General features: G+C 49.2%; 12 protein-coding genes. 11 read left to right on the top strand and 1 reads right to left on the bottom strand.

Annotation, left to right across the window (positions count from 1 at the left end; all coding sequences use genetic code 11):
• The first annotated feature begins 4 nt into the window (after window positions 1–4).
• From lepB to acpS, 6 genes are read left to right on the top strand one after another with little or no spacing between them, the layout of a single operon-like run.
• Window positions 5–904, top strand: coding sequence for a signal peptidase I (gene lepB / locus A8L45_RS11405; protein WP_068902322.1), 900 nt, complete (start codon window positions 5–7; stop codon window positions 902–904).
• A gap of 11 nt (window positions 905–915) precedes the next feature.
• The gene (rnc, locus tag A8L45_RS11410) at window positions 916–1590 is read left to right on the top strand and encodes a ribonuclease III (RefSeq protein WP_068902323.1); all 675 of its coding nucleotides are present in this window, start codon (window positions 916–918) and stop codon (window positions 1588–1590) included.
• Window positions 1587–2492, top strand: a complete 906-nt coding sequence (gene era, locus A8L45_RS11415; RefSeq protein ID WP_068902325.1) for a GTPase Era — start codon at window positions 1587–1589, stop codon at window positions 2490–2492. Before rnc ends, era begins: the two co-directional genes overlap by 4 nt.
• A 24-nt stretch (window positions 2493–2516) precedes the next feature.
• On the top strand, window positions 2517–3230 hold the full coding sequence (recO, locus tag A8L45_RS11420; RefSeq protein WP_068902328.1) for a DNA repair protein RecO: 714 nt from the start codon (window positions 2517–2519) through the stop codon (window positions 3228–3230).
• Complete coding sequence (gene pdxJ, locus A8L45_RS11425) at window positions 3227–3958, top strand: pyridoxine 5'-phosphate synthase (protein ID WP_068902330.1); 732 nt, start codon at window positions 3227–3229, stop codon at window positions 3956–3958. Before recO ends, pdxJ begins: the two co-directional genes overlap by 4 nt.
• Window positions 3958–4335: a holo-ACP synthase gene (acpS, locus tag A8L45_RS11430; protein ID WP_068902332.1), complete on the top strand. Its 378-nt coding sequence runs from the start codon at window positions 3958–3960 to the stop codon at window positions 4333–4335. The genes pdxJ and acpS overlap by 1 nt, the downstream gene beginning before the upstream one ends.
• 74 nt (window positions 4336–4409) lie before the next feature.
• On the opposite strand, the gene barA is transcribed toward acpS, so the two are convergent.
• The gene (barA, locus tag A8L45_RS11435) at window positions 4410–7166 is read right to left on the bottom strand and encodes a two-component sensor histidine kinase BarA (protein ID WP_068902334.1); all 2757 of its coding nucleotides are present in this window, start codon (window positions 7164–7166) and stop codon (window positions 4410–4412) included.
• Window positions 7167–7337: 171 nt separating this feature from the next.
• Between barA and rlmD the strand changes: the two genes are divergently transcribed.
• The 5 genes from rlmD to eno all read left to right on the top strand — a co-directional run bounded on the left by rlmD (window position 7338) and on the right by eno (window position 14978).
• Complete coding sequence (rlmD, locus tag A8L45_RS11440) at window positions 7338–8654, top strand: 23S rRNA (uracil(1939)-C(5))-methyltransferase RlmD (RefSeq protein WP_068902336.1); 1317 nt, start codon at window positions 7338–7340, stop codon at window positions 8652–8654.
• Between the two features lie 59 nt (window positions 8655–8713).
• A complete protein-coding gene (gene relA, locus A8L45_RS11445; protein ID WP_068902338.1) occupies window positions 8714–10930 on the top strand; it encodes a GTP diphosphokinase in 2217 nt (738 codons plus the stop codon).
• Between the two features lie 71 nt (window positions 10931–11001).
• On the top strand, window positions 11002–11811 hold the full coding sequence (gene mazG, locus A8L45_RS11450) for a nucleoside triphosphate pyrophosphohydrolase (protein WP_068902340.1): 810 nt from the start codon (window positions 11002–11004) through the stop codon (window positions 11809–11811).
• A 148-nt stretch (window positions 11812–11959) separates the two neighbouring features.
• The gene (gene pyrG / locus A8L45_RS11455) at window positions 11960–13597 is read left to right on the top strand and encodes a CTP synthase (protein WP_068902342.1); all 1638 of its coding nucleotides are present in this window, start codon (window positions 11960–11962) and stop codon (window positions 13595–13597) included.
• Window positions 13598–13676: 79 nt separating this feature from the next.
• Entirely contained in the window at window positions 13677–14978 is a 1302-nt protein-coding gene (eno, locus tag A8L45_RS11460) for a phosphopyruvate hydratase (protein WP_068902344.1), read from the top strand.
• Window positions 14979–15040 lie beyond the last annotated feature (62 nt).

Consider the following 15040-nt stretch of genomic DNA (forward strand, 5'->3'; position numbering starts at 1 on the left):
ATGAATGGCTAATACGTTTTCACTTATTTTGGTGGTTGCCACTTTGCTGACGGGGCTCATATGGGCACTGGACAAATTTGTCTGGGCTCCCCGTCGTGTGTTGAAGGCAGCGCAGACATTGAGTCTGACTGCTGAAGATATCGACACTGAGCAGGTTGAGGCAATTGCTCCTCAGCCAATATGGGTAGAAAACCTTGCCTCTGTGTTCCCCGTGATCGCCTTGGTGACGGTACTGCGCTCGTTTATTTACGAGCCTTTTCAGATACCATCAGGCTCAATGATGCCAACCCTTCTTGTCGGGGACTTTATCCTCGTTGAGAAGTTCTCATATGGTGTTAAGGATCCTGTTTTCCGTCATACATTACTTGAAACGGGTAAGCCCGAGCGTGGCGATGTTGCTGTGTTTAAGTACCCTGAAGATCCGAATGTTGACTTCATTAAACGCATCGTTGGCTTACCAGGTGACAAAGTTCGCTACGACGAACAAAAGCGCCTGTGTATTCAGCGAAAAGGCGAAAGTCAGTGCGAGCTACTGCCTATCGACAAGGTAGAGACAAGCCCATTCACTCAGCAGGGGATCAATTTGGTTCAAGCTGAGGAAACGCTGGGTAAGGTTCCTCATCAGATACTGGTTAACCCTCTATTACCTAATCAAAGCGGTCGTTACGCAGCGATCAGTGGTAAAAATGAATGGACGGTGCCGCAAGGTCAGTACTTCGTGATGGGGGATAACCGTGACAACAGCCGTGACAGCCGTTTCTGGGGTTTTGTACCTGAGCACAATCTGGTGGGTAAGGCTGTTGGTATCTGGATCAGTTTCGAATTTGACAAACAGGCTGACAGCGTGCTGCCATCCTGGGTTCCCGTCGGTGTTCGCTTTAATCGCGTCGGCGGTATTATTTAGCTTGGAGTAACATGACAACACTGATTAATAAATTACAGCGTCGTATCGGCTATCAATTTGCTGATTCGGCGCACCTTAGTCTCGCCCTGACTCACCGCAGTGCCAACAGTAAGCACAACGAGCGTCTTGAGTTTCTGGGCGATTCTATTTTGAGTTTCGTTATTGCTGATGATCTCTACCACCGTTTCCCGAGCGTTGATGAAGGCGACATGAGCCGCATGCGTGCCACACTGGTTCGCGGCAATACTCTGGCTGAACTGGGCCGTGAGTTTGAATTGGGCGATGTGCTGATGTTAGGCCCGGGTGAATTGAAAAGTGGCGGTTTCCGCCGCGAGTCCATCCTTGCTGATGCGATTGAAGCCATTATTGGCGCTATTTATCTCGACAGCGATCTGGAAACGGTCCGTGGAATTGTTCTTAACTGGTATCAAAGCCGACTTGACACTATCAAGCCGGGTGCAAGCCAGAAAGACCCGAAAACCCGGTTGCAGGAGTTCCTGCAGGGACGTCGCAAGCCCTTACCAGCCTATAATGTGACTAAGGTACAGGGTGAGGCACACAATCAGCAATTTACCGTTGAATGTGAAGTAACGGGTCTGGAGCGACCTGTCGTAGGTAAAGGTAGCAGCCGACGCAAGGCAGAACAGGCCGCTGCAGAACTGGCATTACAGAAGCTGGACTCATGACAGATAAACAACACTGCGGCTTTATCGCCATCGTAGGTCGTCCCAATGTGGGTAAGTCGACACTGCTCAACCGTTTGGTTGGGCAGAAGCTTTCGATCACATCCCGTAAGCCTCAGACCACCCGTCACCGCATCATGGGTGTTGACACTCGCGATGGTTATCAGGCGGTATATGTCGATACACCGGGACTGCACATTGAGGAAAAGCGCACCATTAATCGTCTTATGAACCGAGCTGCTTCCAGCTCGTTGACTGATGTTGAGCTGGTACTGTTTCTGGTTGATGGCACTCACTGGACCAAAGATGACGAAATGGTACTGAACAAGCTTCAGAAATCTGAGTTACCGACGGTTCTGCTGGTCAATAAAGTCGATAATGTCAGAGAAAAGGGCGAGTTGTTCCCGCACCTGCAGGAAATTAGCCAGAAAATGAAGTTTGTCGACGTGGTTCCTGTGTCAGCAAAGCATGGCACCAACATTGATGTTGTCGAAAAGCTGGTGCGTAATGCTCTGCCCGAGTGTGACTGGTATTTTCCTGAAGAGTACGTCACTGACCGCTCCCAGCGCTTTATGGCGTCAGAGATCATCCGCGAGAAGCTAATGCGCTTCACTGGCGATGAGTTACCTTACTCCGTCACCGTTGAGATTGAGCGTTTTGACTATAATCCAGAAACAGATGGCTTCGAGATAAACGGCCTGATTCTGGTCGAGCGAAATGGTCAGAAACGGATGGTGATTGGTAAAGGTGGCGATAAGATCAAAACCATTGGTCGTGAAGCTCGTCTTGATATGGAAGAGCTTTTCGAACGTAAGGTTTATTTGGAGCTGTGGGTCAAAGTCAAATCTGGCTGGGCCGATGATGAACGCGCACTAAGAAGTCTGGGTTATATTGACGACCTCTAAAAGATATCGACTGGAAGGAGAGTGATGGAAGGATTGCAGCGCTGCTTTGTTCTGCACACCCGGCCGTACAGTGAAACCAGTCTGATCCTCGATGTGTTCAGCGAAAACCACGGGCGGGTAAGCCTTATGGCTAAGGGTGCCCGTGGTAAACGTTCACCCCTCAAAGGCGCCCTTCAGCCCTTTACCCCACTGCTAATGAAGTGGTCCGGTAAAGGTGAGATGCATACCCTGCGCCACGCCGAAGCCATAGGATTGGCTTTGCCATTGACAGGCAATGCTCTGTACTCAGGCTTTTACCTCAACGAGATGTTGAGTAGAGTTATTGAGCGGGAGACGTCATATCATCAGGTTTTCTTTGATTACATCACCGCACTGAGCGAACTTGCTCAAATGGACAACCCAGAGCCAGCACTCCGACGTTTTGAGTTGTCTTTGCTAGAGTCGATGGGGTATGGCATTGACTTTCTGCATTGTGCCGGCAGCGGTGAGCCTGTTGAGGATACGATGACTTATCTGTTTCGCGAGCAGATGGGCTTTGTCGCTTCATTGATGAAAACCAGCAATAAAACATTTCTGGGCAACGAGCTCAGGGCGATGGCACAACGTAAGTTTGTGACATCAGACCAGCTCAGAGCCGCGAAACGCTTTACACGTTTGGCACTAAAGCCTTATCTTGGCTCAAAACCCCTAAAAAGCCGAGAGCTGTTTCTTTTAAGGACAAGGAAAAATACGCAATGAACACCATTTATCTGGGCGTGAATATTGACCATGTTGCCACTGTACGTAATGCCCGGGGTACCAAATATCCGGATCCTGTTCACGCGGCAGAAATTGCTGAGCGTTCAGGAGCCGACGGTATTACGGTTCACCTCAGAGAAGACCGCCGCCACATCGTCGACCGTGATGTCCGACTCCTCAAGGAGACGATTCAGACCAGAATGAATCTGGAAATGGCAGTGACCGATGAGATGGTTGCAATCGCACTGGACGTGAAGCCTGAGTTTGTCTGCCTGGTGCCGGAAAAGCGTGAGGAACTGACGACCGAAGGTGGTCTGGATGTAGTTGGTCAGTTAGATAAAGTTAAAGCGGCAACAGAAAAACTGACGGATGCAGGTATTAAAGTGTCTCTGTTCATTGATGCAGATCGTGAGCAAATTGACGCTGCAAAGACCTGCGGTGCGCCATATATCGAACTTCACACGGGTCATTACGCTGATGCTGACACGGATGAAGAAATGCAGGCTGAATTGAAGAAAATCTCAGCGGCTGCAAGCTATGCAGACGATATAGGTATTAAGGTCAATGCGGGTCATGGTTTAACGTATCACAATGTTGCTCCTATTGCAGCGTTGCCGGAGATCTACGAACTGAATATCGGCCATGCCATTGTTGGTCGCGCGTTGTTTGATGGTTTGCCAAAGGCTGTTGCGGATATGAAAGCAATCATGATGGCGGCTCGTGGCTAATGGCGATTCTTGGTCTGGGTACTGACATTGTCGAGGTTGCACGCTTCGAGAAAATGAAAAACCTGCAGGCTTTCGCCGATCGGGTGCTGACCTCTCAGGAGCATCTTCGTTTTGCTGAAAGTAAGTTTCAGTCTCGTTTTCTGGCAAAGCGCTTTGCTGCCAAAGAGGCGGCGGCAAAAGCACTGGGAACAGGCTTTTCTTGCGGTGTCGCGTTTCAGGATATTGATATCAGTAACGATGAACTGGGGAAACCTGTGGTTACCCTGATTGGCAAAGCGAAAGAGCGCGCTGCGCAGTTGGGCGTTCGTCGTTGTCTTGTCTCTATTTCCGATGAGAAGCTTTACTGTGTGGCCACTGTGCTTTTAGACAGCGAATAGTCGTTATTCAGCCAGAATTAGAAAAGGGTGCCACACGGCACCCTTTTTTATTTGTCTAACGTCTCTAAACCCTGTCAGGCGGGGATATATTGACGTGATTGCTCACGGATATGAGCAAACTCATCAAGCAACTCAAGAAGCTCAGGTTCGATATCGGCAATGGTTGATCCCTGTTTTATTTGAGTCTCGAGGTCATGACAGAGTTGCTTCAATCTTGGCACACCGCTGTATGCGCAACTGCCATGCAGCTTGTGAATAGGCGGCCAGAGATCAATATCTGCACCTGTCATCGCCTGATTCACTGTTTCTTCAACGGTATCGAAAGACTCCACCAGCATTTGGAGCAACTCCACCGCCAAATCCTCTTTATCCGCTGCCTGCTGCAGGGCTAAATCCCAATCAAGACTTAAGTTTTTGAGCAAGGGCGCTTTTGGGGCTGCTGAGGCTGTTAATGGTAACTGAGCTTGCCTGTCTGTAACATTGCCAATCCAGCTATTTAAGACCTGCTCAAGTACGGGCTCTTCAATAGGCTTGGTGAGATAATCATCCATCCCTGCGTTAATCAGCCGCTCTCTCTCGCCAGCCATGGCATGGGCAGTGACAGCAATGATGGGCGTATGGTGATTTAACATTGATTTGCGGATTGCCTGACTGGCGGTGACACCGTCCATTTCTGGCATCTGAATATCCATCAATATCATGTCAAATGCGCGCAGATTGGCCTGTTCAACCGCTTTAAGTCCGTTCTCGGCAGTGACAACATTCTCTACTCGCTCACTGAGCAACGCAGAGATCAACTTCAAGTTAGCCGGGTTGTCATCAACGGCCATTACCGTAAGCGGCAGTTTTTGCTCACTGACGGTCAGCAGTTCAGGTATGACATCCAGCATGTCTGATTCACCAAGCAGCGTTTCCGCCAGCTTACGCACGGGCAGAGGTTTGGCAAAACAGGCTGTCACTCCCGCCTGAATCAGGCGCTCGGATACCGCCAGCTCAGTGGTTGGCAGGCAGAAAATAACCTGCTTAGCCTGTCCCTCTGCATCCATTGCCATTTGCAGCAGTTTCTCGGTCGCAGGTACGCTTCTGGCGCTGATACTCAGTAGGGCTGCATCGTAGTTAGTATTCAGGCTAACTGGCGTCGTCAGCGTCTCTTGAGCGGTCACTTTCAGCCCGGTTTGTTGCAGGCGGTGAGTGATCAGTTTTCTACTTTCTTCATCTGGCTCAACCAGCAGTAGTGTGTAATCCTCAAGGCCGGACATATCAACGGGTTGAATTAATGGTAGGTCGGTATGCATTAGAGTCACAGAGAACCAAAAGGTTGACCCCTGATGCAGGCGGCTGCTGAATCCAATCTCGCCGCCCATCTGTTTTACCAGTTTCTGGGTGATCACCAGACCAAGACCAGTACCGCCATAACGTCGGCTGATACTGGCATCTGCCTGTCGAAAGGCCTGAAATAACTGGGCCTGCTGCCGTTCGGAGATCCCGATACCAGTATCCTGAACCTCGAAAAGGACCTCAATACATTCATTGTTATAGCTTTTCAGTTCAGTGGTAACTTTGATATTGCCTGATTCAGTAAATTTGATAGCATTACCGACCAGATTGGTCAGCACCTGCTGTAGCCTCAGCGGGTCACCAATCATTCCCGGTGGGATATCAGCGTCCAGTTTGAGGTTCAGCTCCAGGCCTTTTTCATGAGCCATCGGGGCGAGTAACTTCATCACTTCGTCAAGACTGTCCTCAAAATCAAACGGGATGTTTTCCAGCAGCAGTTTACCGGCCTCCAGTTTTGAGAAGTCGAGGATGTCATTAATGATTGTCAGCAGGTTATTCGCTGATTTTTCTATGGTCTGTAGGTAGTCCTGCTGCGCTGTGCTGAGTCGGGTTTTGAGCATTTGACGGGTGAAACCGATAACACCATTGAGTGGTGTCCTCAATTCGTGCGACATGTTGGCAAGAAACTCAGATTTTACCCGAGCTGCTTCCTGCGCATGTTTTTTGGCGATATCCAGTTCCACGTTCTGAATTTCAAGCTGTTCAAGGGTTTCACGCAAATCAGAAGTGGCCTGATCGATGCTCTGCTGCATTTCAAGGTGGTATTCTGACAGCGATATCGCCATCGAGTTGATACCATTTTTCAAAGTGTCCAGCTCGCCGTGTAATGTTCCCTCAATACGCACATCTAGATGTCCCCGACGGATACGGTCGATCATACTGACCATCTGAGAGACGGGCTCAGTGACGTCAGCCAGCAAGCGGTAAGCAAAAATCCCGGACAAAATCATGCCCAGCACCATGACCACTGATGCGGAGATCAATTCCTGATACTGCTCCAGACGGACAGCGCTTAAGTCCATCTCCATACTGATGTAGCCCATAGGGCTCTCATTATCGAGTCCGGCACTGAAACGACCGACAGCACGGATCGGAGTGCGCAGCAGTAACGTATCTTTTTGTCGCGAGATCTCCAGTTGAGATGGCATCGGACTGCCATCTGGCACTGACATCAGATCCAGATTGCGGTGGTAATTGGACGTGACAAACAGCTGGTTGCGCTTATCGAAGACCGCGATGCTCCGAACATACTGGCTGTTTTGTCTATGGGTGAAGCCAATCAGGCGTCTGACACTCTCCCTACTTTCATTGGTTAATCCGATTTCACTGGCAATCGCGAGTGGTTCTATAATGGCCTCACCAGTGACGGTAAGTTGCTGCTCAAGATCTTCATATCGATTGTGAATGAAGTAAGCACTGAGCAACAAGCCGATGATCAGTGTGGGGGCGATGGTAAGGGTTAGTACCCTGGTTCTTAGTCCGTATTTGGTCATGCTCTTTGTTCTGTGGGACAATCACCGTGGTGACAAGACAATCACTAATAGTCTATATCAAGTCGCCGGCTTGGAAGCGGTAGGTTATCACAACTGTTAAGCCGGAATATAAATTCATCGTCGCAGTCAGTTTTTGGACACACTGGCTGGTCGCACAATCTGGATAGCTCCATGGCGCGTTTTTTTAATCCTCAGAAGAAGAAAACTCTCGATACTAAACACAAAGCTCTAAAAGTTGAGCGTCTTGATCACCATGGCGATGGTGTCGCTTTTATCAATAAAAAGCCGGTATTTATTGCTGGTGCCTTGCCTGGAGAGTCTGTCGTTGCTCAGCTGACAGAGGACAAACGGCAGTTCGCGCGGGCCCGTCTTATCAAAGTGACCGATCCGGCAGAAGAGAGGGTAGACCCTTTCTGTCCGCATTATTCAGATTGTGGTGGTTGTAACCTGCAACACCTTAAATATGATAGTCAGGTTGAATCAAAACGTCAGACGCTGTCTCAATTGATGACAAAATTTGCTGGTGACACAACAGAGCAGGCTCCAGCCTCAGTGTCTTCAGATAGTGGCTACCGACGCCGAACCCGCCTCAGTGTCAGGGTTGATAAAGATGGCAAACTGCTGATGGGGTTTCGCCAGCGTAACAGCAATGCCATTGTAGCTGTCAGTGATTGCGCAGTACTCAAGCCGTCTATTAATCAGCTTTTACCGGAACTTTTCCAATGTCTGGACGCGCTCAAGGGCCGACGTGTGCTCGGTCATATAGAATTGGTTGAAGCTGAACAGGGCATTGTCTTATTGGTCAGAACGGTCAAACCACTCAATCCATCAGACAAATCTGCCTTGAACGCTTTTGTCGATCGTCATTCTCTGGTTTTCTATCTGCATGAAGGTGATCAGACACCGATCAGACTTAAAGGTGATGCACCGTCTTACCCTGTTGATGCACTCTCATTGCAATTTGAGCCCACTGACTTTATTCAGGTGAATCCTGACATTAACCACAAAATGGTTGCGCAGGCGATAGATTGGCTTGATGTAAAAGAGACTGACCATGTGCTGGATTTGTTCTGTGGGCTCGGTAACTTTTCCTTGCCTCTGGCCAGACGTGCTGCATCTGTTGTCGGCATCGAAGGGGTTGAGTTTATGGTGCAACGCGCGACAGAAAACGCTGAGCGTAACCAGATTGACAACGCCTGCTTTTATCATGCCAATCTGGAAGAAGGCGCAGAGAAAACTGACTGGGGAAATAGGCATTACCAGAAAATCCTTTTGGATCCGGCCCGTGCGGGTGCTGCCGGAATCATGCCTTTTGTGGCACAATCTGGTGCAGAGAAAATTGTCTATGTTTCCTGCAACCCGTCGACATTAGCCCGAGATAGTCAGCAATTGCTGAACAAGGGGTATATACTGGCGCAACTGGGAATGGTGGACATGTTCCCCCATACCGGACATCTCGAGTCAATGGCACTTTTTGTCAAATCATAAAGATGTCAGTCCCGGCGGTGGAACGCCGGGCAAGGATAGAATAACTACAGGAAAGTGAAATGGTCGCAATACGTGACTCGCACCTTAACGAAGATACAGATTTTGAGCTTACTGCCTGGGCAGATCGGCTGGCGCAAGAGCCAGCAACCCGTGACGCGATCCTCAATGCCTATAACCATTGTCTTACACTGGGTGACAATCAGGAGTTAGACAAGCCGTTGTGGCGTGGTCGCGAAATGGTGGAGATCCTGATCACCCTGAGTATGGACAAAGATACCTTGCTTGCCGCGATATATTTTCCTCTGATGGAAGCAGGTCTGATCGATAAAGAGACCTTGGGTGAGCAATGCAGGGCGGACATCGCAAAACTGGTATGCGGCGTTCAGGAAATGGCCGCGATCCGCCACCTAAATGCAACGACAGAAGAGGGAGCTACTGCAGGGCAGGTCGATAACGTCCGCCGTATGTTACTGTCGATGGTAGACGACTTTCGCTGCGTGGTGATCAAGCTTGCTGAGCGAATCTGTCATCTTCGCGAGGTGAAAGACGAGCCAGATGAGATTCGTCAGTCAGTGGCGAAAGAGTGTGCCAATATTTACGCCCCGCTCGCCAACAGACTGGGTATTGGTCAGCTGAAATGGGAAATTGAAGATTACGCATTTCGCTACCAGCATGCCAGTACCTACAAACAAATCGCCCGCCAACTGGCAGAGCGCCGCATTGATCGTGAGCAGTACATCGATAACTTCGTGACTGACCTGCAACAGGCGATGGAGTCGGGTCAGATCAATGCACAGGTTTATGGCCGGCCAAAACACATCTACAGTATCTGGCGTAAGATGCAGAAAAAAAGTCTCGCATTTGATGAGCTTTTTGACGTTCGCGCAATCAGGATCATTGCTGACAAGCTGCAGGACTGCTACGCCGCGTTGGGGATGGTACATACCAAATACCGTCACTTGCCAAAAGAATTTGACGACTATGTGGCTAACCCCAAGCCAAATGGCTATCAGTCAATTCACACTGTGGTGCTGGGACCTGAAGGTAAAACGATTGAGATTCAGATCCGTACCAAGCAAATGCATGATGATGCTGAGCTTGGGGTCGCGGCACACTGGAAATATAAAGAAGGTGCATCTGCAGGCCGAAGTGGCTACGATGAAAAGATCACCTGGCTGCGTAAACTGCTCGCATGGCAGGAGGAGATGTCCGACACTGGCGAGATGATGGATGAACTCCGTAGTCAGGTCTTTGATGACAGGGTGTATGCTTTTACGCCAAAAGGCGATGTGGTGGATCTTCCAATCGGTGCCACCCCGCTCGATTTTGCTTACCATATCCATTCAGAAGTTGGCCACCGCTGTATTGGTGCAAAAGTAGAAGGGCGTATTGTTCCTTTCACTTACAATTTGCAAATGGGTGATCAGGTCGAGATCATCACTCAGAAAGAACCTAACCCTTCACGCGACTGGCTGAATCCAAGTCACGGCTTTGTGAATTCCGGCCGCGCCCGCGCCAAAATTAACGCCTGGTTCCGCAAACAGGACAAAGACAAAAATATTGCCGCGGGTAAGGACATGCTCGATGCCGAGCTATTGAAAATTGGTGCTCAGAGTAAAGATGCCGCGCTGGCGATTGAACGTTTCAATGTCAATTCACTGGACGAGGTGTATGCCGGGGTAGGGACGGGTGATCTTCGCATCAATCAGGTCGTCAACCATATCAATGCGTTGGTCAACAAGCCGAGCAAAGAAGAGGAAGATCGACAGCTGCGCGAAAAGCTGGAGCAGGCTGAATCCCGTACGACAACCCAGACGAAAACCCATCGCGACGCTGTCGTGGTTGAGGGAGTCGATAACCTGATGACCCACCTTGCAAGATGCTGTAGTCCACTGCCGGGTGATGAAATATGCGGCTATGTCACTCAAGGGAGAGGTATTTCGGTTCACCGTGCCAGCTGCGAGCAGCTGATAGAGCTGAGTCATCACGCACCTGAGCGAATTATTGATACTGTATGGGGAAGTGGCTTTGTCGGCAACTACAATATCGGCGTTCGCGTACTGGCGACAGAGCGCAACGGACTGCTGAAAGATCTGACCAGCACACTGTCTAACGAGAAAGTGAAGGTGGCGGGAATGCATAGCCGCGTTGATTATCGAAAACAGATGTCTATCATGGATTTTGATCTTGAACTGAGCGATTTAGATACGCTCGGCAGAGTCATCAACCGTCTCGAACAGGTCAAAGATGTGATAGAGGCGAAACGCCTTCGCTAACACATTGCATATGGTCATTTTTATAAGGGGAAAGCGATGCTTTCCCCTTTTTTCACGGTAAGGACAACAAAATGAAAAAAACGTCTGCCATTGACACACTACTCGGGATCATGGAAACCCTGAGGGATCCCAAAAATGGCTGCCCATGGGATCAAAAGCAGACCTTCGATTCCATTGTCCCCTACACACTCGAAGAAACCTATGAGGTGATTGATGCTATCGAGCACAAAGAGTGGGGCCAGGTAAAAGACGAACTGGGCGATTTGCTATTCCAGATTGTGTTCTACAGCCAGATGGGCAAAGAGCAGCAATTATTCGACTTTGAGGACGTTGCACAGGCAATCTGCGACAAACTTATCCGTCGTCACCCACATGTTTTTGGTGAAAAAGATGAATTGGGAAACCCCTTGGTCCCTGCTGATTGGGAAGGGATTAAAGCGAAGGAGCGTGCCGAAAAGACCTTGTCACAGCAAGCGCCGAGTATTCTTGATGATATACCTCAGGCGCAGCCTGCACTTAGCCGTGCGAATAAAATTCAGAAGCGGTGTGCACGGGTCGGTTTTGACTGGGATACACTGGGCCCAGTGGTTGATAAAGTGAACGAGGAGCTTAGCGAAGTCATGGAAGAAGCTCTGATGACAGATGTCAATCAGGCTCGGGTTGATGAGGAAGTGGGAGATTTACTGTTTGCTGTGGTGAATCTGGCAAGGCATTTAGGCACCAACCCTGAAATGGCATTGAAGCAGGCAAACAGCAAGTTTGAGCGTCGGTTTCGATCAGTTGAAAAAAAATTGAGTGATGAAGGCAAAAATATTCAACAAAGTCAGTTGGATGAATTAGAGGCCATATGGCAAGCCGTTAAGCGTGAGGAATTAAAATAACAAAAAAAATCATCATCTTGATTTGAGATAAAAAAAAAGAAACCTTGATGTGATAGTTTTCACGTTGTGGGAAAATTCAGGCTCTGGTATCATGGCTTCCCGTCCAGATTTCCAAAAATTTTCCCCTAATCCAACTCTCAGGTTTAGCATGACAACGAATTACATTTTTGTTACGGGCGGTGTTGTATCCTCCCTAGGTAAGGGTATTGCTGCAGCATCATTGGCAGCGATTTTAGAAGCACGTGGTTTGAAAGTAACCATGATGAAACTTGACCCTTACATCAATGTCGATCCGGGTACGATGAGCCCGATTCAACATGGTGAAGTATTCGTAACGGAAGACGGTGCAGAAACAGACCTTGACCTTGGTCACTATGAGCGCTTTATTCGTACCAAAATGAGTAAGCGTAACAACTTCACCTCTGGCCGTGTCTATGCTGACGTCCTTCGCAAAGAACGTCGTGGCGACTACCTTGGTGCGACGATTCAGGTTATTCCTCACATCACAAACTCAATCAAAGAGCGTGTGCTTGCTGGTGGCGAAGGGCATGACGTAGCCATTGTTGAGATCGGTGGTACAGTCGGTGATATTGAGTCTCTGCCATTCCTTGAAGCTATCCGTCAGCTGGCCGTAGAGCTGGGTCGCGAACACGCGATGTTTATGCACCTGACACTGGTTCCTTATCTTGCCGCCGCTGGCGAAGTAAAAACCAAGCCAACTCAACACTCAGTAAAAGAGCTGTTGTCTATCGGTATTCAGCCAGACGTTCTGGTTTGCCGTAGCGATCGTGTGATCCCGGCAAATGAACGCGCCAAGATTGCGCTGTTCTGTAACGTCTCTGAAAAAGCAGTTATTTCGATGAAGGATGTAGATTCTATCTATAAGATCCCATCGTTGATCCGTTCTCAGGGACTTGATGACCTCATTTGTAAGCGTTTTGGCATCACAGCCCCTGAAGCTGACCTGTCTGAGTGGGAGCAGGTCATCTATGAAGAAGCTAACCCAACTGGTGAAGTCACCATTGGTATGGTCGGTAAGTACATTGAGCTGCCTGATGCCTATAAGTCAGTGAATGAAGCACTGAAGCATGGCGGACTCAAAAAGCGCCTGACGGTTAACATCAAATATGTCGATTCTCAGGATGTTGAGACGAAGGGTGACGAAGCCCTGCAAGGTCTTGATGCGATTCTCGTACCGGGTGGCTTTGGTGACCGTGGTGTTGAGGGTAAGATCCTGGCTGCGAAATATGCCCGTGAGAACAAGGTGCCTTATCTTGGTATTTGTCTGGGTATGCAGGTTGCGCTGATCGAATACGCGCGTAACGTTGCAGGTATGGAAAACGCGAACTCGACTGAGTTTGATAAGGGCTCTGAATTTCCGGTTGTCGGCCTGATCACTGAGTGGGTTGATGGCGAAGGACAGGTTGAGCAACGTACTGAAAAATCTGATTTGGGCGGCACGATGCGTCTGGGTGCGCAACTGTGTCACCTTGCTGAGGGCACCAAAGCACGTGAATTATATGGTAACGCGACGATTCATGAGCGTCACCGCCATCGCTATGAAGTGAATAACGTGTTACGTCCTCAGCTTGAAGAGGCGGGTCTGGTGGTATCTGGCCTGTCAGCTGACAAGAAGCTGGTCGAAATTATCGAAAACCCAGCCCACCCGTGGTTTGTGGCGTGTCAGTTCCACCCTGAGTTTACTTCAACGCCTCGTGACGGCCACCCTCTGTTTGAGGGCTTTGTCGCGGCAGCAGGGAAAAATCAGCGCGGCGAATTGAAATAAGGGATTAAAGAGCGGTTGCAGGCTAAGCTTGCAGCCGCTTTGTTTTTTTGAAGCTAAATGACATATAAGAGGAAACACAATGTCTAAGATCGTTAAAGTTCTGGGTCGTGAAATCATTGATTCTCGCGGTAACCCAACTGTAGAAGCGGAAGTTCACCTGGAAGGTGGTTTCGTAGGTATGGCGGCAGCTCCATCTGGCGCATCTACTGGTTCTCGCGAAGCGCTTGAACTGCGTGACGGCGACAAAGCACGTTTCCTGGGCAAAGGTGTCCTTAAAGCTGTTGAAGCTGTAAACGGCCCAATCGCTGAAGCTCTGGTTGGTAAAGACGCGAAAGATCAAGCTGCAATCGACGCAGTAATGATCGACCTTGACGGTACTGAAAACAAATCTAACTTCGGTGCTAACGCTATTCTTGCGGTTTCACTGGCTAACGCTAAAGCAGCTGCAGCTGCTAAAGGCATGCCTTTGTACGAGCATATCGCTGAACTGAACGGCACTGCGGGCCAGTTCTCTATGCCTCTGCCAATGATGAACATCATCAACGGTGGTGAGCACGCAGATAACAACGTTGATATCCAAGAGTTCATGATCCAGCCAGTGGGCGCTAAGACGCTGAAAGAAGCTCTGCGTACTGGTGCTGAAGTATTCCATAACCTGGCTAAAGTACTTAAGTCTAAAGGCTACAGCACTGCAGTTGGTGACGAAGGTGGTTTCGCACCTAACCTTAAGTCTAACGCTGAAGCGCTGGAAGTTATCGCAGAAGCTGTTGCAGCTGCGGGTTACGAGCTGGGTAAAGACGTTACACTGGCAATGGACTGTGCAGCCTCTGAGTTCTTCGACAAAGACGCTGGTATCTACAACATGAAAGGCGAAGGTAAAACCTTCACTTCTGAAGAGTTTAACCACTACCTGGCTGAGCTGGCTAACCAATTCCCAATCGTTTCTATTGAAGACGGTCTGGACGAGTCTGACTGGGCTGGCTTCAAGCACCAGACTGAACTGCTGGGCGACAAGCTTCAACTGGTAGGTGATGACCTGTTCGTAACTAACACCAAGATCCTTGCTGAAGGCATCGAGAAAGGTGTTGCTAACTCTATCCTGATCAAATTCAACCAGATTGGTTCTCTGACTGAAACTCTGGCTGCAATCAAAATGGCGAAAGATGCTGGCTACACAGCTGTTATCTCTCACCGTTCAGGTGAAACTGAAGATGCGACTATCGCTGACCTGGCTGTTGGTACTGCTGCAGGCCAAATCAAAACAGGTTCTATGAGCCGTTCTGACCGTGTTGCTAAGTACAACCAGCTGATCCGTATCGAAGAAGCTCTGGGTGAAAAAGCACCTTACAACGGTCTGAAAGAAGTGAAAGGTCAGGCATAATTTGCCGAACTGATAGCTACGTTAAAAGTGGCTAAGCAGACACTAAAACGGCTCCTATTGGA

The sequence above is a fragment of the Veronia pacifica genome, assembly GCF_001707825.1.
Taxonomy (GTDB): Bacteria; Pseudomonadota; Gammaproteobacteria; order Enterobacterales; family Vibrionaceae; genus Veronia; species Veronia pacifica.